The sequence below is a fragment of the Nocardiopsis listeri genome (assembly GCF_020741345.1).
Taxonomy (GTDB): domain Bacteria; phylum Actinomycetota; class Actinomycetes; order Streptosporangiales; family Streptosporangiaceae; genus Nocardiopsis; species Nocardiopsis listeri_A.
In genome coordinates this window covers 1-21,845 of the sequence record NZ_DYZD01000078.1, presented here as the reverse complement: position 1 = coordinate 21,845, position 21,845 = coordinate 1, and the positions used below count along the sequence as shown (strand labels likewise).

The following is a 21,845-nucleotide window of genomic DNA, read 5'->3' as shown; positions in this document are numbered from 1 at the left end:
CCGAGGGCCTGGCCCAGATCATGGACGAGCTCGATGCCGCCGATACCCGGCCCGGCGTCGTCGGCTGGTACCCCGACGTCACTTCCGACACGGTCGTGATCGAGGCCACCGAAGGCGACGACGCGCAGAGCCTCATCGAGGCCGCGGGCGTGGACGCCTCCGCCGTGGAGGTGCGCAGCACCTCCGAGCAGCCGCAGCTGTTCGCCGACATCGTCGGTGGCGACGCCTACTACATGGGCGGCGGCCGCTGCTCCATCGGGTTCGCGGCCACCGACAGCTCCGGCGGCGACGGCTTCGTGACCGCCGGTCACTGCGGCACCGTCGGCACCTCCGCCGAGAGCGAGGACGGTTCCGGCTCGGGCACCTTCGCCGAGTCGGTCTTCCCCGGCAACGACGGGGCGTTCGTGTCGACCGACTCCAACTGGACCGTCACCAACCTGGTCAACATGTACAGCGCGGGTGACACCCAGACGGTGGCCGGGTCCACCCAGGCCCCGGTCGGCTCGGCCGTGTGCCGTTCGGGCTCGACCACCGGTTGGCACTGCGGGACCATCGAGGCCCGTGGCCAGACGGTGAGCTACCCCGAGGGCACCGTCAACGACCTGACCCGCACCGATGTCTGCGCCGAGCCGGGTGACTCCGGTGGCTCGTTCATCAGCGACGACCAGGCTCAGGGCATGACCTCGGGCGGCTCGGGCAACTGCACCAGTGGTGGTACGACGTACTACCAGGAGGTCGGCCCGGTGCTCAGCTCGTGGGACCTCTCGCTGGTGACCGGATAGCTCCACCCGTCCGGCATCGCGTCGACGCCCCCGTCCGCTTTCGAGCGGGCGGGGGCGTTCCCGTTCCCGGACGTCCGTATCCGGCCACCGCGCCCCCGGCCCCCGTTCGCGATGAGAGCACCGGCGCCCTCGCCTCCTCGTGCCCTGGGCACGCCCGTGACCAGAGGTGTTACGGGAGCGTGTCCGGATGGGCACGGTTGGCACCCGGTACCGATGTCCGCATGTGGCCAGTCCACCCCTCTTGCGCCACGAAGATCGATTCGGTCTGTAATCGACCGCCTCCGGCAATCACAAGGTGGGCTCCGAGACCGCGACTGTCAGCGACCGGAAAACGGCCCATCACCCCATCACCGGATTTCGCCTTGAATGCTTTTCCCGCATGACGGTCTTTCCCTCGCCAAAACGTGCACTTATGGTTAGGCGTTGTTTACCGGGTGTCTCGGTGAACAACGGCGACCGAATGCACTCGGCCGCCGATCCCCCGTAAATCCCCCAAGGAGAGTAGGGACCATGCGACCCTCCCCCGTTGTCTCCGCCATAGGTACCGGAGCCCTGGCCTTCGGCCTGGCCCTGGGCACCGCTCCCACCGCCGGAGCGGCCACCGCTCCCCAGTCCCCCGAGATCGAGACCGAGGCCACCACCATGGCCGAGGCCCTCCAACGCGACCTCGGCCTGTCCCCGTCCCAGGCCGACGAACTGATCGAGGCCCAGGCCGAAGCGTTCGAGGTCGACGACGCCGCCGCCGAGGCCGCCGCCCAGGCCTATGGCGGATCCCTCTTCGACACCGACAGCCTCGAACTGACCGTCCTGGTCACCGACGCCTCCGCCGTGGACGCGGTCGAGGCCACCGGCGCCCGGGCCGAGGTCGTCACCCACGGTATCGACGGCCTGGAAGAGATCGTCGCCGAACTCAACGACGCCGACGCCCGATCCGGGGTCGTCGGGTGGTACCCCGACGTCGCCGGTGACACGGTCGTCCTGGAGGTCCTGGAGGGTTCCGGGGCCGACGTGGACGCCCTCCTGGCCGACGCCGGGGTGGACGCCTCCGACGTCACGGTGGAGAGCACCACCGAACAGCCCGAACTGTACGCCGACATCGTCGGCGGCGTGGCCTACACCATCGGCGGCAGCAGCCGCTGCTCGGTCGGCTTCGCCGCCACCGACTCCGCCGGTCAGGCCGGGTTCGTCACCGCCGGTCACTGCGGGAGCGTCGGCTCCAGCGTGAGCATCGGCAACGGCTCCGGCACCTTCCAGAACTCCATCTTCCCGGGCAACGACGCGGCCTTCGTCCGCGGCACGTCCAACTTCACCCTGACCAACCTGGTCAGCCGCTACAACACCGGCGGCAACGCCACCGTCTCCGGCTCCTCCCAGGCGCCGATCGGCTCGCAGGTGTGCCGCTCCGGCTCCACCACCGGCTGGCACTGCGGCACCATCCAGGCCCGCGGCCAGACGGTGAGCTACCCGCAGGGCACCGTGCAGAACCTGACCCGCACCAACGTGTGCGCCGAGCCCGGCGACTCCGGAGGTTCCTTCATCTCCGGTAGCCAGGCCCAGGGCGTCACCTCCGGTGGCTCGGGCAACTGCACCTCGGGCGGCACCACCTACTACCAGGAGGTCGCTCCGATGATCAGCACCTGGGGCCTGACCCTGCGGACCTGATCCGCGTCCGACCCTCACACGGCGTCCCCGTCCGCGATCCGCGGGCGGGGACGCCTTGCCTTCGACGGGCTCAGCCCCCGCGTTTGCCTCCACCCAGGACCGCGACCAGGTCCTCGGCGGTCTCGGAGGCGTCCAACAGGGCGCCCACGTGCTCCTTGGTACCCCGCCGCGGCTCCAGGGTCGGCACCCGCTGCAACGAGTCGTGTCCGGGCAGGTCGAAGATGACCGAGTCCCAGGAGGCCGCCGCCACCGAGTCGGCGTACTTGGCCAGGCAACGGCCCCGGAAATAGGCTCGGGTGTCCTCCGGCGGTTCGGTGATCGCCCGGGTCACCTCCGGCTCCTCCAACAATCGATGGACCCGACCACGGGCCGCCAACCGGTTGTACAGGCCCCGGTCCTGGCGCACGTCCGAGTACTGCAGGTCCACCATCTGCAACCGCGGGCTCGACCACTCCAGGCCATCACGCGATCGGTAGCTCTCCAACAGCTTGAGCTTGGCCACCCAGTCCAGCCGGTCGGCCAGGTCCATCGGATCCCGCCCGAGCCCGGTCAGCACCGCCTCCCACTGGTCCAGCACGTCCGCGGTGTCGGGGTCCACGTCCGTACCGAAGCGGTCCTCCACGTACTTGCGCGCCTGATCCAGGTACTCGCCCTGCAACTCCAGGGCGGTCATCCGCCGTCCGTCGCGCAACCGCACCCGGTGCGTCAGCCCCGGGTCGTGGGAGATCTCCCGCAGGTCCGCCACCGAAGTCTCCAGCGACAGGTCCTCCTGCAAGAACCCGTCCTCGATCATCGACAGCACCAGCGCCGTGGTCCCCATCTTCAGGTAGGTGGAGAGCTCGCTCATGTTGGCGTCACCGATGATCACGTGCAGACGCCGGTACCGGTCCGGGTCCGCGTGCGGTTCGTCCCGTGTGTTGATGATGGGACGCTTCAGGGTCGTCTCCAACCCCACCTCGACCTCGAAGAAGTCGGCACGCTGGGAGAGCTGGAACCCACTGCCCTGCCCATCGGAACCGATACCGACCTTGCCGGCCCCGCACATCACCTGCCTGGACACGAAGAACGGGATGAGGTTGCGGACGATGTCCCCGAAGGGCGTCGACCGGTTCATCAGGTAGTTCTCGTGACACCCGTAGGAGGCGCCCTTGTTGTCGGTGTTGTTCTTGTACAGCTGGATCGGTTCGATGCCGGGCGTGGAACCCGCCCGCGCCGCGGCATCGGCCATGACCCGCTCCCCGGCCTTGTCCCACAACACCGCGTCACGCGGGTTGGTGACCTCGGGGGCCGAATACTCCGGGTGGGCATGGTCCACGTACAGGCGCGCGCCGTTGGTGAGGATGACGTTGGCCAACCCCAGATCCTCGTCGGTCAGCTGGGTGGGGTCGGCCACCTCGCGCGCCAGGTCGAAGCCCCGCGCGTCCCGCAGCGGGTTCTCCTCCTCGAAGTCCCAACGTGCCCGCCGGGCCCGCGCCGCCGAAGCGGCAAGGTAGGCGTTGACCACCTGGGTGGAGGTGACCATCGCATTGGCCCCGGGGTTTCCCGGCACGGAGATCCCGTATTCGGTCTCGATACCCATAATCCGCCGCACACTCATGCTGAGAGGTTATCCGCCCGGGCACCGTCTTGAACGCTTCCGCGCCAATTGTGGCCTAAGCGCTGTCTTCCCGGGCGTTTCGAAAGATCTCGCCCCGGCACATCCACACAGGTCACACCGGATTTCGGCGGATTCGACATAAAGCGAAGGCGAGGTGCGCGCAAACCACCGGACCATACCCGGGTAAGGGACGAGAGTCCCACGGTCGCGCACGCGTGGGGCCCGCCGGAGAAAGACCTCCGGCGGGCCCCGAAGCGGTACGTGACCGCGGCGAGCGTTTTACAGGTACTGGCCGGTGTTGGCGACCGTGTCGATGGATCGGCCCGAGTCGGAGCCCGTCTTTCCGGTGATGAGCGTACGGATGTAGACGATCCGCTCGCCCTTCTTGCCGGAGATGCGCGCCCAGTCGTCCGGGTTGGTGGTGTTGGGCAGGTCCTCGTTCTCACTGAACTCGTCGACACAGGCCTGCAACAGGTGCGAGACCCGAATGCCCCTGGACCGGTTGTCGATGAAGTCCTTGATCGCCATCTTCTTGGCCCGCGAGACGATGTTCTCGATCATCGCGCCGGAGTTGAAGTCCTTGAAGTACAGGACCTCCTTGTCCCCGTTGGCGTAGGTCACCTCCAGGAAGCGGTTCTCCTCGCCCTCGGTGTACATCCGTTCCACGACCCGTTGGATCATGGCGTCCACCGTGGCCTTGCTGGAACCACCGTGCTCGGCCAGGTCCTCCTCGTGCAGCGGCAGATCCTCGGTGATGTACTTGGCGAAGATGTCACGGGCCGCCTCGGCGTCGGGCCGCTCGATCTTGATCTTGACGTCCAAACGGCCGGGCCGCAGGATCGCCGGGTCGATCATGTCCTCGCGGTTGGAGGCGCCGATGACGATGACGTTCTCCAACCCCTCGACACCGTCGATCTCACTGAGCATCTGCGGGACGATCGTGTTCTCCACGTCGGAGGACACACCCGAACCACGTGTGCGGAAGATCGAGTCCATCTCGTCGAAGAACACGATGACGGGGGTGCCCTCTGAGGCCTTCTCCCTGGCCCTTTGGAAGACCAGGCGGATGTGCCGCTCGGTCTCACCCACGTACTTGTTCAGCAGCTCCGGACCCTTGATGTTGAGGAAGAAGCTCTTGCCGACATCTTTGCCGGTGCGTTCGGCGACCTGCTTTGCCAACGAGTTCGCGACCGCTTTGGCGATGAGCGTCTTACCGCACCCGGGCGGTCCGTACAGCAGCACACCCTTGGGCGGACGCAACCGGTGCTCGAAGAACAGCTCCTTGTACAGGTAGGGCAACTCGACCGCGTCGCGGATCATCTCGATCTGCCCCGACAGACCACCGACGTCGCTGTAGGCGATGTCGGGGACCTCTTCGAGGATGAGCTCCTCGACCTCCGACTTGGGAATGCGCTCGTACACGTACCCCGACCGGGACTCCAACAGCAGTGAGTCTCCGGCCCTGATCGGCTCGTCGCGCAGCGGCTCCGCCAACCGCACGATCCGCTCCTCGTCGTGATGCGAGATCACCAGGGCCCGCTCGCCGTCCTCAAGGATCTCCTTGAGCATGACGACTTCGCCGACGGTCTCGAAGGACTCCACCTCGACGACGTTGAACGCCTCGTTGAGCATGACCTCCTGGCCCGGGCGCAACGACTCCAGATCCACGGATGGACTGACGTTGACCCGCATCTTGCGGCCGTTGGTGAAGATCTCGACGGTCTCGTCCTCGCGCGACCCAAGGTAGACACCGAAGCCCGACGGTGGCTGAGCCAGCCGGTCGACCTCCTCCTTGAGCGCCACGATCTGCTCGCGCGCCTCCTTCAGTGTGGAGACGAGCCGTTCGTTCTGCCCGTTGGCGGCGGCCAGGTTGGCCTGAGCCTCCCGCAACCGCTCTTCCAACAGACGCACATGTCGGGGCGAGTCGGCGAGCTTACGCCGAACCACGCTGAGTTCCTTTTCCATGTAGGAGACCTGAGCCGTGAGTTCAGCGACTTCACGGTCCTGGTCGTCTTGACGCTCGTCTTCGCGCTCGGCCACGTCCGCCACCTCCCTATGAGAAGGACGACTACTCGGGAACCTACCTACCCCTGCCCCTTTCCTAACCTCCCAGCTTCGAGGAGTGTCGTGAGCCTCATTTTCACTTCCTGCGTCCACGCAGGTCACAGCGGCAACGGATGACCCGACGTAATGAGAAAGTAACCTCCGTGGCGGGGGTCGGGCAAGTGCATTCCAGACGTTTCCCCGAGCTTGGGCGGCGATAACGCCGCTTCACGAAAAAACGAAGAAGCCCGCCCCGGACCATGTCCGGAAGCGGGCTTTCAGGAGCGCCGAGAACGCTACTCGGCGGGCCGGTCCGTCTCCTTCTCGGGCGTGTCGGACACACCCTCGGCGGAACCGGCCGTGCCCTTGGCTCCGGCCGCACGCGAGGCCTCGTAGTCCTTGCCGTAGGCGCCCTTGGCCGGACGGCGCCGTCGCTCGGGCGCGGCCACACCGTCGGCCAGACGACGCGCCACCACGAGGAACCCGGTGTGGCCGATCATCCGGTGGTCCGGACGCACCGCCAGCCCCTCCACGTGCCAGGTCCGCAGCATGGTCTCCCACGAACGCGGCTCGTAGAACCGCTCGTCCTCACGCATCTCCTCCACCACACGGGACAGCTGGGTCGTGGTGGCCACGTAGCAGCACACCAGACCGCCGGGGATCAGGGCCCTGGCGACCGCGTCCAGGCACTCCCAGGGCGCCAACATGTCCAGGAACACCCGGTCCACGTCGGTCTCGTCGAGCTCCTCGACCAGGTCGCCCACGGTCAGCCGCCACGCCGGGTGGGGCCCGCCGTGGAAGTTCTCCACGTTCTTGCGGGCGATCTCGGCGAAGTCGGCCCGCCGCTCGTAGGAGTGCACCATGCCCTGTTCCCCGACCGCGCGCAGCAGCCAGTTGGACATGGCCCCCGAGCCCGCCCCGGCCTCCACCACGCGCGCACCCGGGAAGATGTCGGCCTCCACCAGCACCTGGGCGGCGTCCTTGGGGTAGACGATGGTCGCCCCGCGCTTCATGGACAGCGTGTAGTCGATGAGCAGGGGGCGCAGGGCCACGTAGGCCGTGCCGGTGTTGGAGGCGACCACGCTGCCCTCGGGTTCACCGATGAGATCGTCGTGGTCGACCTTGCCCTTGTGCGAGTGGAAGGCGCCACCCTCACGCAGGGTGATCGTGTGCATGCGACCCTTGGGGTCGGTCAACTGCACGGTGTCGCCATCGGTGAAGGGGCCGCGGCGGCCATGGATACCGGTCAACGTCGCTCTCGTCTTCCCACGTCGCGTTCGGGTCGGGCAATCGCCCAGCGTATCGGTCCCCGGAACCGCGACGAACCGTCCCGAACGCGGCCCGCTCCGCCCGTCCGGCGTGCGAAACCCGACGCCGTTGGGCAGTATCAGGCGTGTGGCCCAGCCACCGAACCCGACAACACACGAGGACCACGGGAGACACCACCCATGTCACAGCCGACCACGGGCCTGGGAATCGACATCGGCGGCAGCGGCATCAAGGGCGCTCCCGTCGACCTGGACTCCGGTGAGTTCGTCCGGGAGCGGATCAAGATACTCACCCCCGACGATTCCGGTCCCGAGGCCGTCGCCGCCATCGTCGCGCAGATCGCCGAGCACTTCCCCGAGACCCTGGGCGGTCCCGTGGGCGTCACCTTCCCCGGAGTGGTGCAGAACGGCACGGTCCACACCGCCGCCAACCTGGACAAGTCCTGGGTGGGCACCGACGCCCGTGCCCTGTTCACCGAGGCCGTGGGACGCCCGGCCCGGGTCCTCAACGACGCCGACGCCGCCGCCCTGGCCGAGGCCCGCTACGGCGCGGCCAAGGACGTGCACGGCACCGTGCTGATGACCACCCTTGGCACCGGAATCGGCACCGCACTGGTCGTGGACGGTCGACTGGTGCCCAACACCGAGTTCGGACACCTGGAGATCGACGGCCACGACGCCGAGTCACGGGCCTCCTCAGGAGCCAAGGAACGCGACGGCCTCTCCTACCCCGAGTGGGCGAACGAGCGTCTACAGCGCTACTACCGGGTGATCGAGGACCTGGTATGGCCGGACCTGATCGTGGTGGGCGGCGGAGTGAGCCGCAAGGCCCACAAGTTCCTGCCGTTGCTCGATATCCGCACCCCGATCGTGCCCGCGGTCCTGCGCAACACGGCGGGCATCGTGGGCGCCACCCTGGCCGCCGCCCAGGGCCTGGAGGTCCCCTGATCCTCGCCCCTCGGCTCCCCACGGCCCGCACCACCCGAAGAGGTTCTGCGCGGGCCCGGAACCGCAGGAGGCGCATCCGAGCCCGGGAAAGGGAAGGGGGCGCCTGGCGAATTCGTGGGGACGGCACCGCCAGGCGCCCGGGGGTGGAGGCGGCCGCCCCGGTCACGCTCCGGAGCGGGTGATTCGGGTGTCGGGCGGGTTCGGAGCCCGCACAGAGGGAGAAACGGGTTCGGGCCACCACCCGAACACCACCCCACACCCGGGGTCGCACCGCTGTACGACCCGTCCAGCCACGCGGGACCTCTCCCACGTGTGTCTTCGACGTCAGCCGCTCTCGGCGGCCGACATGACGCCCATGATCCTGCGGGCGGCGTCGGAGGTCCGTGAGGCCGGAGAGAGCGGAACCCCGGGCAGGACCGCCGTGGTCCCCTCCTGGAGCGACCAGCGCATCCACCACCACAGGTCACCCCGGTGCGGACGCAACACCGCCCGCCGACCCTGCGCGATCGGTCCGGCGTGCACGATCCCGCACGCACCGTCCTCCCACGCGTCGATCCCACGTGAACGCAGTTCGTCGGCCATACCCCGCAGCGCCAGGGTCGCCGGACCGTCGTGGTCCGACACGCCCGGACTCTCCGCCGGCGACGTCTGCACGGTCACGTGGTTCTCCCTCCTCACGGTCCCGACGACCACCGCCGCCGGGCCAACGACAAGTTCACTCTGCCCCATGTCGGAGAGCCCGCATGACCAGTATGCGGATCACGCATCGGGCCTTCTTTTTCACACATAGCCACCAAGACGAGCCGAGATCCCTAACCTGGGCTCATGCCCCAACCAGACGGCCTTCCCAAGGACCTGTGGACCCGACCACGCGTGGCCGACGCCCTGGCCACCTGCGACATGCCGACGGTCATCGAAAGCGTGCGCACCGCACGCGGCTGGTCCCAGGGCGACCTGGCACGGGAACTCACCTACTCCCAGAGCTGGGTCTCCCGAGTGGTCAACGGCCAGCAGTCGCTCACCATCAGCCAGGTACAGGACCTGGCACGACGGCTCGACATCCCGTTGCACCTCATCCGCTTCGGCGGACAAACCACCAAGGAGGGCACCGCCACCAAGGCGATCCCTCCCACCGGACGCCGCGACTTCGGAAAGGCCGTCGCCGCGGGCGGACTCCTGGCCTCCACCGCACGACCCGTCGTCGGGCCGGAGGTCCACCACGGCATCGACGAGGACACCGCGCCCTCCCTGCGGGCCATCACCGGCGGCCAACGACGCATGGACGCCACCTCGCCCGCACGCCACCTGCTGCCCGGCGCGATCGCGCACGTGCACCTGGCCGAACAGATGCTCACGAACGCACGCGTGACGCCCTTCCACACCGAACTCAGCGCCGCAGCGAGCGAAGCCTCCGGGTTCGCCGCCTGGCTCAACGCCGACCTCGGTGACATGGGATCGGCCCGCATGCACTACCGAACCGCCGTCGTACGCGCCCGCCAGGCCGGCATGCGCCTGCTCGACGTCTACATGCTCGGATCCCTGGCCTCCTTCGAGATCGAGACCGCCGAGGACCCCGAACTCGGACTGGGACTGGTCCAGGAGGCCGAACACGTCCTGGGCCCGGACTCCCACCCCACCGCCCGCGCCTGGCTGGCCTGCATCGGCGCCCTCGCCCACGCCGGCATCGGCGACCGCGCCTCCGCCGCGAGCGCCATCCGTCGCGCCGAACGCGACGTCGACCGCCCCGACAACGCCCGACCGCCCTGGCCGTGGGTGTTCGTCTTCGACGAGGCCAAGGTCGCCGGCTACCGCGCCCTGGTGGGCGTACGTCTGCGCACCCCGCACGAGGCCCGCGCCGCCTTCGCCGACGCCGTCGCCCCGCCCTCCCGCAACGTCAAGCAGTCCGCGGTGCTCAAGGTCGAACTGGCCTCCGCCCACGCCGAGGCCGGAGACGTCGACGAGGCCTTCCGCCTGGCCCAGGAGGCCCTCGACACCGGGGTGCGCTTCGCCTCCGAACGCGTCGTGGCCCGCGTGCGTTCCTTCCGCCGGCGTTACCGCGGCCCCCACGCCGACCGCGTCAACGAACTCGACACCCGTCTCGCCGCCCTCGTTACCGGCATCCCGAGTGGGTAGAAACGCGGCGAAAGCGAACGAACTGGGAGGTCACGTGATCCGCATCGGCATCACCGGGCATCGAAACCTGACCCCTGACGTGAACGAACACGTCGCCGCACTGGTCAAGGACCATCTGGAGCCCTACGGACACGCCATGGTGGGCCTCTCCTGCCTCGCCGACGGCGCCGACTCCCTCTTCGCCGAGGCCGTCCTGGACGCCGGAGCCCCCCTGGAGGCCGTCATCCCGGCCTCCGGCTACCGCTCGGCGCTGCCCGCCGCCCACCACCCGGTCTACGACCGGCTCCTGGCCCGCGCCGTCCTGGTCCACGAATTACCGCACGCCGTCTCCGACCCCCACTCCCACATGGCCGCGGGTCGCCTCCTCGTCGAACGCAGCGACCGGCTCATAGCCGTGTGGGACGGACTGCCGGCCCGGGGCCCCGGCGGCACCGCCGACGTGGTCGCCTACGCCCGGGCCCTGAGCCGCCCCGTCACCGTCCTGTGGCCCCAGGGCGCCCACCGGTGAACCCCACCGAGCGGGCACAAGCGCCGTTCGTGGACCCTCGGAAAGGCACCATCCGAACACGCCGAAACACCGGCGGCGACCCTGAACGACTAGGACCGTTCCCGACCGGCCATCGCCGCGTTGACGTCCGAGGCTCGGATCACCCCGAACACCCCACCGTCCTCGGTCACCACCAGGTACTCCGGCAACCGGTGACGGGTGAGTTCGGTCAGGAGCTCCTCGCCCTCCAACCCCACCGACACCACCGAATTCCCGGTCAACGCCCGAGACACGTCCGAGACCGGCACCCAGGCCCGCCGCGCCTTCGAGATCGCCTCGTCCGCGGTGGGATGGACCACCGCGATCGGCGTGCCTCCGGTGTCGGTCACCACCACCGCCTCAGCGCCCGACTCCCGGACGCGCACGTCCACCTGCGCCAGCGGCAGGTCCGCGGGCACCACCACGGCCCTGCGGGCCAGGTCCCGAGCACGCAGCCCCGGAACACGGGCCCGCACCCGCGCGTTGCGCAGGGCCTCCGTAGCACCCATCCACATGAACCCGGCCAGCACCACACCCCACACGATGGCCCACGGACCCGGAGTACCGCCCGCACTCCACGCGAACAGGAACGGCAACGCCGCCACCAACAGGGCCAGCACCCGGCCGCCCCAGGCCGCCACCACGCTCCCGGTGTGCGGCCTCCCGGTCAGCTTCCACACCCCGGCGCGCAACAGACGACCGCCGTCCAACGGCAACCCGGGCAACAGATTGAACACGCCCACCAACAGGTTGGCGACCCACAACTGGAACAGCAGCTCACCGAGGATGCTGAACGGGTCCGCCGTCAGCGCCAGACCGAACGCGCCCCCCGCCAACACCAGCGACAGCAAAGGCCCCGAGAAGGCGATCCAGAACTCCTTGCCGGGGGTGGGCGCCTCCCGGTCGATCTCCGACACCCCGCCCAACACGTAAAGGACGATCCGCCGTACCGGCAACCCGTACGAGCGCGCCACCACCGAGTGCGCCAACTCGTGCACCAGCACAGAGGCGTACAACAGGATCGCGAAGACGAACGCCAACAGGTACGCCGAGGGCCCCAACGCCAACCGGGTCTGGACGATGCCCCCGTAGACCAGGGTGATCAGCACCGCCACGATCCACCACGACGACGTCACGTACACCGGCACGCCGAACGGCCGCCCGAGCGGTAACCCCGTCTTCCGGGAACGGGGGACGGGCCGGGTCGCGGAGGGATCACTGCCATTGCTCACAGGCCCCACACTATGGCCCCACCGGCGACGGGACCCACCACACCCGCCCCCACCGGACCCCGGCTCTCATAGGCTGACAGGCATGACCACCGTGCCGCCACTGCCGAGCGCCCTGTCGCCCTCCCGGGCCTCCGATTTCCTCCAGTGCCCGCTGCTGTTCCGCTTCCGCACCATCGACCGCCTCCCCGAGGCACCCAGCGCCGCCGCGCTGCGCGGCACCCTGGTCCACGCCTGTCTTGAACGCCTGTACGAACTTCCCGCCGACACCCGCACCACGCGCACCGCGCTCGGCCTCGTCGACCCCCAGTGGAAGAAGATCCGCGAGAAGAAGCCCGACGTCGCCGACCACCTCTTCCCCGACGGCGAGGGCCTCGAGGACTGGCTCCAGTCCTCCCGCGACCTCGTCCAGCGCTACTTCGACCTGGAGAACCCCGCCAACCTCGAACCGCGCGAACGTGAGATGCGGCTGGAGGTGTCCCTGCCCACCGGTCTACGCCTACGCGGCTACGTCGACCGCCTCGACGTCGCGCCCGGGGGTCAGATCCGTGTCGTCGACTACAAGACCGGCAAGTCCCCCCACCCCCGCTTCGAGGACAAGGCCAAGTTCCAGATCTTCTTCTACGCCGTCATGATCTGGCGCGACCTCGGCGTGGTCCCCGCCCGACTCCAACTCATGTACCTGGGCGACGGCTCCGTGCGCTGGTACGACCCCACCCGGGAGGAACTCGCCGCGGCCGAGGCCGAGATCGGTGACATCTGGGCGCGTATCGAGGCCGCCGGACGCGCCGGACACTGGGAACCCAAACGCAGCAAGCTCTGCGGGTGGTGCGAACACCAGGCCCTGTGCCCCGAGTTCGGTGGCACCCCGCCCCCGCTTCCCACCGCCTGAGCCGGCCACGGCACTCCGCCCCATACGGCAGAATCGGCCCCGTGCCCGTCTCAGTCCTGTTGGTCGACGACCAACCCCTCGTCCGTGCCGGCTTCCGCATGATCCTCGAATCCGTACCCCACCTGTCCGTGGTGGGCGAGGCATCCGACGGCCGCGAGGCCGCACGAGCCGTCCGAAGCCTGCTCCCCGACATCGTCCTCATGGACATCCGCATGCCCGGCGTCGACGGAATCCAGGCCACCCGCGAGATCGTCGAGTGGGCCAAGGGCCTCGGTCACGGGATACGCGTCCTGGCCCTGACCACCTTCGACCTGGACGAATACGCCGTCGAGGCTCTGCGCGCCGGCGCCTCCGGCTTCCTGCTCAAGGACGTGCCGCCCACCGAACTGATCGCCGCCATCGACCTGGTCGTCGACGGGTCCTCCGTGGTCTCCCCCACCGTCCTGCGCCGCCTCCTGGACCGTTTCGTCCCCCTGATACCCACCCCCGAGGCCGAGAGCGAACCCGAAGCCGACCCCCTCACCAATCGCGAACACGAGGTGTTGGCGCTGGTCGCCCGCGGCCGTTCCAACTCCGAGATCGCCGACCACCTCTTCCTCGGAGAGACCACCGTCAAGTCTCACGTGGGCAGCATCCTCACCAAACTCCACCTGCGCGACCGGGTCCAGGCCGTCGTGTACGCCTACGAGAAAGGCCTGGTCACCCCGGGCGAGGACGCACCTCCGGCCGCCGGGTGACGGCGCGTCGACGGTAGAGCACGACCGCGGGCGTTGACAGGATGGCCTGGGTGATCGAACTCACCGGCGCCATCCGGACCGGAAGGGCGAACCCCGCCGTTGGGTACGACGTCCCCTTGGTGACCATCGAAAGCGGAACGCCACCACGGGGCGCGGACGAAGAGGGGGAGACGGAACACAGTCATGCCGAGCAAGCGGGGGCGGTCGGGGCCGCCGAGCGAGGAGATCATGCTCAGCCGGATGCGCGACTGGCGCGCCGAGCACGAGCGTGAGTTGACCCCGGACAACCTCGACGACGACGAGGACACCAACCTTCCCGACGCGCGGGCCATCAACCTGGTCCTGCGCGTGGGCGAACTGATGCTGGCCAGCGGGGAGAGCACCGAAGCGGTCAGCGAGGCCATGCTGAGCCTGTCGATCGCCTTCGACCTGCCCCGTTCGGAGGTGTCGGTCACCTTCACCACCATCTCCCTGTCCACCCACCCGGGCGGCGACAGTCCGCCGGTGACGGGTGAACGCGTGGTGCGTCGGCGCACCCTCGACTACTTCCGCGTCAACGAACTGCACACCCTGGTCCAGCAGGCCGCCCTCGGGCTGTTGGAACTGGAGGACGCCGCGGGCCGACTGGAACAGATCCGGCGCGCCCCCATGCCCTACCCGAACTGGTTGATCGCGGTGGGCTTCGGGCTCATCGCCTCCAGCGCCAGTCTCATGGTGGGCGGTGGTCTGATCGTGGCCACGGTGGCCTTCCTCGCCACCGTGTTGGGCGACCGTACCTCGGTGTTCCTCGCCAACCGCGGTGTGGCGGAGTTCTACCAGATGGTCGCCGCCGCCACCGTGGCCGCCTCCATCGGCGTGGCCCTGTTGTGGGTGAGCACCTCACTCGACCTCGGCCTCCAGGCGGGCGCCATCATCACCGGTAACATCATGGCGCTGTTGCCCGGTCGTCCCCTGGTCTCCAGCCTCCAGGACGGCATCAGCGGTAGTTACGTCTCCGCCGCGGCACGCCTGTTGGAGACCTTCTTCACGCTGGGCGCGATCGTCTCGGGTGTGGGCGCGGTGGCCTACACGGCGGTACGCCTGGGCGTGAACATGGACCTGGAGAACCTGCCGTCGGCCGGCACCGCCCTGGACGTCGCCGTACTGGTGGGCTCCGCCGGCATCGCCATGGCCTTCGCCATCTCACTGGCGGTACCGCCCCGGATGCTTCCCAGCATCGGCGTCATGGGCGTCATGATCTGGGTGACCTACGCGGGGCTGCGTTCCCTGGTGGACGTCCCCCCGGTGGTGGGCACCGTGGTGGGCGCGGTGGCCGTGGGCGTGGTCGGGCACTGGTTGGCCCGTCGCACCCGACGGCCGGTCCTGCCGTACCTGATCCCCTCGATCGCCCCCCTGTTGCCGGGCAGCATCCTCTACCGAGGCCTGATCGAGGTCACCCAGGGCACGGCCGTGGCGGGGATGCTCAGCCTCGCCGAGGCGATCACGGTGGCGCTCGCGCTGGGTGCCGGGGTCAACCTCGGTGGCGAACTGGTCCGGGCCTTCCAGCGCGGTGGCCTGGCGGGCGCGGGGATGCGCAGTCGTCCCGCCGCCCGACGCACACGTGGCGGTTACTGATTCCCCATGGGCGTGTCCGGGTTCGGACACGCCCTCGGTATTTCGGGGAGAACCGGCAGGCCGGGGCGGGAGTCTCACCTGTTGAGAGCGAACAAGAGCGGAGCGGCGCCTTTGTCGTCGACCTGAAACGACAACATCATGTGATGTCAGCCACTACTGTTGGCCTCGACCGGCACACGACCGAAAGGGTCCATCCATGTGCAGCCACAAGCCTTCCTGTCCCACCGCCGAGGACACCGACCGCGAAGCGGCCCGGGTCGTCTCCAGCCACCCCGAACAGGGATGGAGTCTGCTCTGCAACGGCGTCGTCCTCTTCGAGGACACCGGTGAGCTCCTCCCCGACGGGGCGGTCGTGGCCCCGCACCGTCCTCGCGCCGCGGCCTGAAGCGGCCGCCCACCGGCCCTCGGCCGGTACCCGGCCACGATTTCCACCGACTCGCGTGGCCCCTACCGAATATCCGATCCTTTGGTCTCTCGACCTCTCCCGCCCGGGAACCGCGAAATCCCGGGCGGTGACGTGTGCGCGAACCGGCCGCGAACCACCCCGCCGTTTCCAGGACCCTCCGGCCGACCTCAGGAGCCGTCCGGCCAACCCTCGGGGAGCACGTCCTGCCCCATCGCCTCGGCCAGCCGTCGCCGGAAGTCCACGTGAACGTCCTCGCCCCACACCAGTTCGCTCGGGGTGCGCAGGGCCTGCTCCATGGCGGCGCGCAGCGCGGCCGGGCGGGCCTCGCCCTCAACCACCGGCACCGCCAACAGAGCGTGCATCCGGGTCACGGTCGCGAAGAGCTCCCCGGCTAGCACGGGCGCGCTGGAGGTCGCCACCGCCTCCTCCAGGTACCCCTCCCACCAGGGTTCGGGCACCTCCTCCTCGCCGTCCTCGCCCCCGGGCCGGGCGAAGGATCGGCGCAGCCGCCACCGCACTTCTTCGGAGGTCCGCGTGTCACGGCTCTCCAGTCCGGCGCGCCAGGCCCGGGCCGCCTCGTCCGGTTCGCCCCGCAGGGCCAACAGGCCGGCCAGGAGCTCCACCGCGGCGCCCGAGGTGTGTGCCTCGGGGCGGGCGTGCTCGTCGTCGGTGCCCGGATCGGCGACCGCGGCGACGTCGGCGATGGCCCGCTCCAGATGGGTGGCGGCGCGCAACAGACGCAGCCCCGGGTCGTCTCCCACCGCCAGACCTCGCTCGACCGCCACGGAGGCGGCCTCGGGCCGTCCCCGCTCCAGCAGGCGTCCCGCCAGGTCTTTGGCGGCGTCCTGGACCGTGGTGGCGTGCAGACGGCTCATCGGTTCGCCTTCGGGCGGCAGTTCCAGCGCGGCCTCCCAGTGCTCCTCCGCCTCGGTGTGCTCGCCCCGTAGTTCGGCCTCTCGCGCCAACCCGTAACGGGCCACCGCGCTGTAGGCCGCCCCGCCCAGCCCCAACAGTCGTTCCCACACCCGAGCGGCCTCTCCGTGCGCGTCCTCCTGTTCCAGGGACAACGCCAGGTGGTAGGCGGCGCGGGGCGCGTAACGGGCGTCCTCGGTGGACAGTGCCCGACGAGCGGCCTCCCGGGCGGCGACCAGGTCGCCACGCTGGTCCTGGACCACGGCCAGCCCCAACAGTGCCCGCGCCCGCACCCTGGGGTGCGGGTCGGCGGCGACCGCCTGTCGGTAGAGCTTGGCGGCGCGCTTCAGGTGACCGTTCTCGGCGAGGTCCCGGGCCTGGTCGCACAGGTCGGCGGCGTCCCCGCCACCGGTTCCGGTGTCCTCGACGTCCTCGGGGTCGATGGCCTGGGGCGGCTGGTCGGAGGGTCCAGGGCGTGCGGAAGATCCGGACGTCGTGGTCATGGTGTGCGGCTTTCCGTGGGGGCGAGGGTCGCGCGGTGGGCGGCGCGAGTGTTCGGCTCGCCGTAACTCTAACGTGCCGGTCGATGGCGAGAGCGGCGTCCTGGTGGCGGATGTCGCGTGTCGCTTCATCCGAAGTAGCGCCTTTACGGCGTAGATTCTCTATTGTCCGAAAGGAGCGGGGCGCCGACCGAAGCCGACACCCCGCTCAACGCACTCAGAGCTCGAAGGCCTCCGGCGGTGGGCAGGAGCAGACCAGGTTGCGGTCACCGTAGGCCTGGTCGATCCGGCCGACCGGCGGCCAGTACTTGTCCTGACGCAGCGACGGCAGCGGGTAGGCGGCCTCGGAGCGCGTGTAGCCGCGATCCCACTCGTCGGCGGTCAGCGCCTCCGCGGTGTGCGGAGCGCCCCGCAGCGGGTTGTCCTCGGCGTCCCACTCCCCCTTGGCGACCTTGTCGATCTCACCGCGGATGGCGATCATCGCCTGGATGAACCGCTCCAGCTCGGCGAGGTTCTCGCTCTCGGTCGGCTCCACCATGAGCGTGCCGTTGACCGGGAAGGACATGGTCGGCGCGTGGAAGCCGTAGTCCATCAGCCGCTTGGCGACGTCCTCGTTGCTGATGCCACAGGCCTTCTGCAACGGTCGGATGTCGATGATGCACTCGTGCGCCACCAGACCACCCGCACCGGTGTACAGGACCGGGTAGTAGGGCTCCAGGCGCTTGGCGATGTAGTTCGCCGACAACACGGCGGTCTCCGTGGCCGAACGAAGGCCCTTCTCCCCCATCATGCGCACGTACGCCCAGGAGATCGGCAGGATGCCCGCCGAACCGAACGGCGCCGCCGAGACGGGGCCGACCCCGGTGTGCGGACCGGCCTCCGGCTGGCCCGGGTGGTTGGGCAGGAAGCCCGCCAGGTGCGAGCGGACAGCGACCGGACCCACGCCCGGGCCACCTCCGCCGTGCGGGATGCAGAAGGTCTTGTGCAGGTTCAGGTGGCTGACGTCGGCACCGAACTCGCCCGGCTTGGCCCAGCCCACCAGGGCGTTCAGGTTGGCCCCGTCGACGTAGACCTGGCCCCCGGCCTCGTGCACCAGGCGGCACACTTCGGTGATGGTGTCCTCGTACACGCCCGCGGTGGAGGGGTAGGTGACCATGATGGCCGCCAGGTCCTCACCGTGCTTCTCGGTCTTGGCGCGCAGGTCGTCCAGGTCGACGTTGCCGTCGTCGTCACAGGCCACCACGGCCACCCGCATGCCGGCCATGACGGCGCTGGCGGCGTTGGTGCCGTGCGCCGAGCTGGGGATCAGGCACACGTCGCGGTGGGCCTGCCCCCGCGAGCGGTGGTGGCCGCGGATGGCGAGCAGACCGGCGAGCTCACCCTGGGAACCGGCGTTGGGCTGCAGGGACACCGCGTCGTAGCCGGTGACCTCGGCCAGCCAGGCCTCCAGGTCGCGGATGAGCGCCACGCTGCCGGCCGCCTGGTCCATCGGGGCGAACGGGTGCAACCCCGCGAACTCGGGCCAGGTGATGGGCTCCATCTCGGCGGTGGCGTTGAGCTTCATGGTGCACGAGCCCAGCGGGATCATCGTGCGGTCCAGCGCCAGGTCCCGGTCGGCCAGACGGCGCATGTAGCGCAGCAACGAGGTCTCGCTGCGATGGGTGTTGAAGACCTCGTGGGTGAGGTAGTCGACGCCGCGCCTCAGGTCGGCGGGCAGCCGGTCGGCGGCCTCCTCCACCGTCACCGGGCCGCGCTCGGCACCGCGGTCGGCCTCCCCGAAGGCGGCCAGGACCTTGCCGAGGGTGTCCACGGTGGTGGTCTCGTCCACGCTCAGACCGACCGTGTGCTGGTCGGCGGCGAGCAGGTTGATCCCGGACTCCAAGGCCCGCTCCACGACGCGGTCGGCACTGGGCACGCGCACGCGCAGGGTGTCGAAGTACGCGCCGTGGACGACCTCGAAACCGCGCTTGGTGAGCGCGTCGGCCAGGGACGCGGTACGGGTGTGCACCTGACGGGCGATGGCCCGCAGCCCGTCGGGGCCGTGGTAGACGGCGTACATGCCGGCCATGATCGCCAACAGCACCTGGGCGGTGCAGATGTTGCTGGTGGCCTTCTCCCGTCGGATGTGCTGCTCGCGGGTCTGCAAAGCCAGACGGTAGGCGGGTCTGCCGACGTTGTCGACGGACACCCCGACCAGACGACCGGGCAGCTGGCGGCGCAGCTTCTCGCCCACGGACATGTAACCGGCGTGCGGACCACCGAAACCGAGCGGCACACCGAAGCGCTGGGTGGAACCCACCGCGATGTCCGCGCCCAGTTCACCGGGGCTGCGCAGCAGGGTCAGGGCGAGGACGTCGGCGGCGACCACGGCCAGCGCGCCGCGCTCGTGCGCCTGCTCGATGACCGTGCTCGGGTCGCGGACCACACCGCTGGAGGCCGGGTACTGCACCAGAACGCCGAACGTCTCGCCCTCGGGCAGGCCCTTGCTCAGGTCGGCGACGACGACCTCGATGCCCAGGGGTTCGGCGCGGGTGCGCAGCACCTGCAGGGTCTGTGGGAAGACGTCGGCGTCCACGACGAAGACGTCGCCCTTGACCTTGGAGGCGCGTCGGGCCAGGGTCATGGCCTCGGCCGCGGCGGTCGCCTCGTCCAGGAGTGAGGCGCCGGTGATGGGAAGACCGGTCAGGTCCGAGACCGCGGTCTGGAAGTTGAGGAGGGCCTCCAACCGGCCCTGGGAGATCTCCGGCTGGTAGGGCGTGTAGGCGGTGTACCAGGCCGGGTTCTCCATGATGTTGCGCAGGATGACCGGCGGGGTGAGCGTGTCGTAGTAGCCCAGTCCGATGAGTGTGGTGTGGGGGCGGTTGCGGCCGGCCAGCTCCCGCAGCTCGGCCAGGGCCTCGGCCTCACCGGCGGCCTCGGGCAGGGCGAGCGGGGCGCTGGCCCCGGGGCCGGTGAGGATGGACTCGGGCACGGCGGCGCTCATGAGCTCGGTCGTGGAGCCGTAGCCCACGGTCTTGAGCATCTCCGCCGTCTCGGTGGGCGTGGGGCCGATGTGACGGTCGGCGAAGACCCGGGCGGGTGCTCCCGTGGTCGAGGCGTTCGACGGGTCAGTCACGGAGACCTCCTGGTGACAGGGCCGATTCGATCGGCGGTGTTCCTCACGGTCTCCCCCTCTGTCACCGGGCACGACGGTGCCGGCTTCAGAGCGGCCTCCTTCGCGCGGTCCATGGTGCCTGAGAGGTTACTGGGGAGTATTGCCCCGTCGGCGCCCCGTAACGTCGGGGTCTCTCCCGCGCGATATCAAAAGCCTGCTGACGCTCTGTACATGTATCCAAGCAGGGAAGAATGTCGGCTTTCGCCCCCTGTTGTGGTTACGACGGTACTCGATCGGGCCCCGGAACAGAGAGCCAGGGCACGCCTTCGAACCGGTCTCAACCGGTGCGGCGTTCGCGTCGCCGGCGGGCCAGCTCGTCGACGGGCTGGGGCTCGGGGGTGGGAAGGTCGGAACGGGCCTCGGCCGGGACGACCCCCAGGGCCTCCTCCAGCTCACGGGCGACGTTGGCCAACGCCAACCCGAACATGCCCTGGCCTCGCTGCATGAGGTCGACGACCTCGTCGGGGGAGGTGCACTCGTAGACGCTCACGCCGTCGCTCATCAGGGTGATGCGGGCCAACTCTCCGGCGGGGCGACCACGCAGGTGATCGACGGCCGTGCGGATCTGTTGCAGGGAGATCCCGGTGTCCAGAAGGCGCTTGGCCACCTTCAGCATCAGGATGTCCGGAAGACTGTACAGAGGGGCGTTTTCGGCTCCTGTGCGCACGCTCGGCTCCACCAGGCCGGTTCTGGCCCAGTAGTCGAGCTGTCGATAGGTGATCCCGGCGGCCGTACACGCCGCTGGGCCCCGATACCCGACGTCCATAGGCAGCGCCATCACGTCCTCTTCGCGCAGTAGGCCCTGCTGCCCCGCTAGCCGCAGCGCGGACCGCCTGTCATGGGGATCCCGCTTGCCGCTCGCTACCGCCACGCCGACCTCCGGCTTCTCGTCCCACGGCGGCATCGACAGGGGAAGGTCCACTCAGGGAATGGGCGCGCCGCGGGTTCCACAGCACTGACGGTAGGGCGGCGCCAAGGCAGCGTCAACGAGGCCGCCCGGCGCGTCGCCAAGTACGCGCGGTGACGGCTCCGACCCACCGACACGGCCGGCGCCCCGAGGGGACCGGGCCTTTTCGGTTGTGGTCGCCGCGTCCATTCCCTCATCCCAATCTACCACTGACTCCGGCAACGAAGCCGCAGGTCACAGCCGTGTCCTCGACCCCTCGGGCCGACGGTCGGGCTCGGGCAAGGAAGAGGGGCCCACGCCGTGCGCGGGCCCCGCCCCTTCGTTCCCTTCAGGTACTGCGTCGACCGAAGTCCTCGGGCGAGATGTTGTCCAGGAACTCCCGGAACGCCTCGACCTGGTCCTCCTGCTCGTCGGGGATCGGCATCCCCGCCTCGTCGATCACGTCTTCGTGCGCGTAGATCGGGGCTCCGGTACGCAGTGCCAGGGCGATGGAGTCCGAAGGACGTGCGCTGACCTCCGCGCCATTGGTGAGAAC

Annotated in this window: 18 protein-coding genes and 1 riboswitch; of the genes, 9 read left to right on the top strand and 9 right to left on the bottom strand. The window is 69.5% G+C overall.

Annotated features, from left to right (window positions below; translation table 11 throughout):
- Both K8V84_RS05205 and K8V84_RS05200 read left to right on the top strand, forming a co-directional pair.
- Positions 1 to 782 (top strand): S1 family peptidase (locus K8V84_RS05205; protein WP_304071092.1); only part of this gene is annotated, 782 nt, incomplete at its 5' end.
- A 510-nt stretch (positions 783 to 1,292) separates the two neighbouring features.
- Positions 1,293 to 2,444 carry a S1 family peptidase gene (locus tag K8V84_RS05200; protein WP_304071090.1) on the top strand — a complete coding sequence of 384 codons (1,152 nt, stop codon included), beginning with the start codon at positions 1,293 to 1,295 and terminating at the stop codon, positions 2,442 to 2,444.
- 70 nt (positions 2,445 to 2,514) lie between these two features.
- Here K8V84_RS05200 and dop read toward each other — a convergent pair whose 3' ends face one another.
- From dop to K8V84_RS05185, 3 genes are all read right to left on the bottom strand, one after another.
- On the bottom strand, positions 2,515 to 4,041 hold the full coding sequence (dop, locus tag K8V84_RS05195) for a depupylase/deamidase Dop (RefSeq protein ID WP_369696604.1): 1,527 nt from the start codon (positions 4,039 to 4,041) through the stop codon (positions 2,515 to 2,517).
- Positions 4,042 to 4,320: 279 nt separating this feature from the next.
- The gene (arc, locus tag K8V84_RS05190; protein WP_304071088.1) at positions 4,321 to 6,090 is read right to left on the bottom strand and encodes a proteasome ATPase; all 1,770 of its coding nucleotides are present in this window, start codon (positions 6,088 to 6,090) and stop codon (positions 4,321 to 4,323) included.
- 290 nt (positions 6,091 to 6,380) lie between these two features.
- A complete protein-coding gene (locus K8V84_RS05185) occupies positions 6,381 to 7,334 on the bottom strand; it encodes a tRNA (adenine-N1)-methyltransferase (RefSeq protein WP_304071086.1) in 954 nt (317 codons plus the stop codon).
- Between the two features lie 198 nt (positions 7,335 to 7,532).
- On the opposite strand from K8V84_RS05185, the gene ppgK reads away from it, so the two are divergent.
- Entirely contained in the window at positions 7,533 to 8,300 is a 768-nt protein-coding gene (ppgK, locus tag K8V84_RS05180; RefSeq protein ID WP_304071084.1) for a polyphosphate--glucose phosphotransferase, read from the top strand.
- 324 nt (positions 8,301 to 8,624) lie between these two features.
- Here the strand turns inward: ppgK and K8V84_RS05175 are convergent, their stop codons facing one another.
- Positions 8,625 to 8,960: a hypothetical protein gene (locus K8V84_RS05175; RefSeq protein ID WP_369696603.1), complete on the bottom strand. Its 336-nt coding sequence runs from the start codon at positions 8,958 to 8,960 to the stop codon at positions 8,625 to 8,627.
- A gap of 165 nt (positions 8,961 to 9,125) precedes the next feature.
- Here K8V84_RS05175 and K8V84_RS05170 point away from each other — a divergent pair, with 165 nt between their 5' ends.
- Together K8V84_RS05170 and K8V84_RS05165 are read left to right on the top strand one after the other, a co-directional pair.
- The gene (locus K8V84_RS05170) at positions 9,126 to 10,433 is read left to right on the top strand and encodes a helix-turn-helix transcriptional regulator (RefSeq protein WP_304071082.1); all 1,308 of its coding nucleotides are present in this window, start codon (positions 9,126 to 9,128) and stop codon (positions 10,431 to 10,433) included.
- Positions 10,434 to 10,467: 34 nt separating this feature from the next.
- Positions 10,468 to 10,941 carry a hypothetical protein gene (locus tag K8V84_RS05165; protein ID WP_304071081.1) on the top strand — a complete coding sequence of 158 codons (474 nt, stop codon included), beginning with the start codon at positions 10,468 to 10,470 and terminating at the stop codon, positions 10,939 to 10,941.
- 89 nt (positions 10,942 to 11,030) lie between these two features.
- Here K8V84_RS05165 and K8V84_RS05160 read toward each other — a convergent pair whose 3' ends face one another.
- Positions 11,031 to 12,107 carry a site-2 protease family protein gene (locus K8V84_RS05160; RefSeq protein ID WP_304071098.1) on the bottom strand — a complete coding sequence of 359 codons (1,077 nt, stop codon included), beginning with the start codon at positions 12,105 to 12,107 and terminating at the stop codon, positions 11,031 to 11,033.
- Between the two features lie 166 nt (positions 12,108 to 12,273).
- On the opposite strand from K8V84_RS05160, the gene K8V84_RS05155 reads away from it, so the two are divergent.
- The 4 genes from K8V84_RS05155 to K8V84_RS05140 all read left to right on the top strand — a co-directional run bounded on the left by K8V84_RS05155 (position 12,274) and on the right by K8V84_RS05140 (position 15,816).
- Positions 12,274 to 13,080 (top strand): PD-(D/E)XK nuclease family protein, encoded by an 807-nt coding sequence (locus tag K8V84_RS05155; RefSeq protein ID WP_304071080.1) that lies wholly within the window; start codon positions 12,274 to 12,276, stop codon positions 13,078 to 13,080.
- A gap of 41 nt (positions 13,081 to 13,121) precedes the next feature.
- Positions 13,122 to 13,817 (top strand): response regulator transcription factor, encoded by a 696-nt coding sequence (locus K8V84_RS05150; protein ID WP_304071078.1) that lies wholly within the window; start codon positions 13,122 to 13,124, stop codon positions 13,815 to 13,817.
- A 183-nt stretch (positions 13,818 to 14,000) separates the two neighbouring features.
- Positions 14,001 to 15,431 carry a threonine/serine exporter family protein gene (locus K8V84_RS05145; RefSeq protein ID WP_304071076.1) on the top strand — a complete coding sequence of 477 codons (1,431 nt, stop codon included), beginning with the start codon at positions 14,001 to 14,003 and terminating at the stop codon, positions 15,429 to 15,431.
- A gap of 196 nt (positions 15,432 to 15,627) precedes the next feature.
- Complete coding sequence (locus K8V84_RS05140; protein ID WP_304071074.1) at positions 15,628 to 15,816, top strand: DUF5999 family protein; 189 nt, start codon at positions 15,628 to 15,630, stop codon at positions 15,814 to 15,816.
- A gap of 188 nt (positions 15,817 to 16,004) precedes the next feature.
- Here K8V84_RS05140 and K8V84_RS05135 read toward each other — a convergent pair whose 3' ends face one another.
- The 4 genes from K8V84_RS05135 to K8V84_RS05120 form a co-directional block, all read right to left on the bottom strand.
- Complete coding sequence (locus tag K8V84_RS05135; RefSeq protein ID WP_304071071.1) at positions 16,005 to 17,252, bottom strand: tetratricopeptide repeat protein; 1,248 nt, start codon at positions 17,250 to 17,252, stop codon at positions 16,005 to 16,007.
- Positions 17,253 to 17,466: 214 nt separating this feature from the next.
- Complete coding sequence (gcvP, locus tag K8V84_RS05130) at positions 17,467 to 20,364, bottom strand: aminomethyl-transferring glycine dehydrogenase (protein WP_304071069.1); 2,898 nt, start codon at positions 20,362 to 20,364, stop codon at positions 17,467 to 17,469.
- Positions 20,365 to 20,459: 95 nt separating this feature from the next.
- A riboswitch (glycine riboswitch) is annotated at positions 20,460 to 20,552 on the bottom strand.
- Positions 20,553 to 20,680: 128 nt separating this feature from the next.
- Positions 20,681 to 21,169: a MerR family transcriptional regulator gene (locus K8V84_RS05125; protein ID WP_304071095.1), complete on the bottom strand. Its 489-nt coding sequence runs from the start codon at positions 21,167 to 21,169 to the stop codon at positions 20,681 to 20,683.
- Between the two features lie 469 nt (positions 21,170 to 21,638).
- On the bottom strand, positions 21,639 to 21,845 hold a 207-nt coding region (locus K8V84_RS05120), incomplete at its 5' end, for a bifunctional nuclease domain-containing protein (protein WP_304071066.1).

Bases quoted from the DNA above. Each gene is read 5' to 3' on its own strand.
- K8V84_RS05200 (WP_304071090.1), top strand. From the start codon at position 1,293: ATGCGACCCTCCCCCGTTGTCTCCGCCATAGGTACCGGAGCCCTGGCC.
- dop (WP_369696604.1), bottom strand. From the start codon at position 4,041: ATGAGTGTGCGGCGGATTATGGGTATCGAGACCGAATACGGGATCTCC.
- ppgK (WP_304071084.1), top strand. From the start codon at position 7,533: ATGTCACAGCCGACCACGGGCCTGGGAATCGACATCGGCGGCAGCGGC.
- K8V84_RS05170 (WP_304071082.1), top strand. From the start codon at position 9,126: ATGCCCCAACCAGACGGCCTTCCCAAGGACCTGTGGACCCGACCACGC.
- K8V84_RS05155 (WP_304071080.1), top strand. From the start codon at position 12,274: ATGACCACCGTGCCGCCACTGCCGAGCGCCCTGTCGCCCTCCCGGGCC.
- K8V84_RS05145 (WP_304071076.1), top strand. From the start codon at position 14,001: ATGCCGAGCAAGCGGGGGCGGTCGGGGCCGCCGAGCGAGGAGATCATG.
- K8V84_RS05140 (WP_304071074.1), top strand. From the start codon at position 15,628: ATGTGCAGCCACAAGCCTTCCTGTCCCACCGCCGAGGACACCGACCGC.
- K8V84_RS05135 (WP_304071071.1), bottom strand. From the start codon at position 17,252: ATGACCACGACGTCCGGATCTTCCGCACGCCCTGGACCCTCCGACCAG.
- K8V84_RS05125 (WP_304071095.1), bottom strand. From the start codon at position 21,169: ATGGACGTCGGGTATCGGGGCCCAGCGGCGTGTACGGCCGCCGGGATC.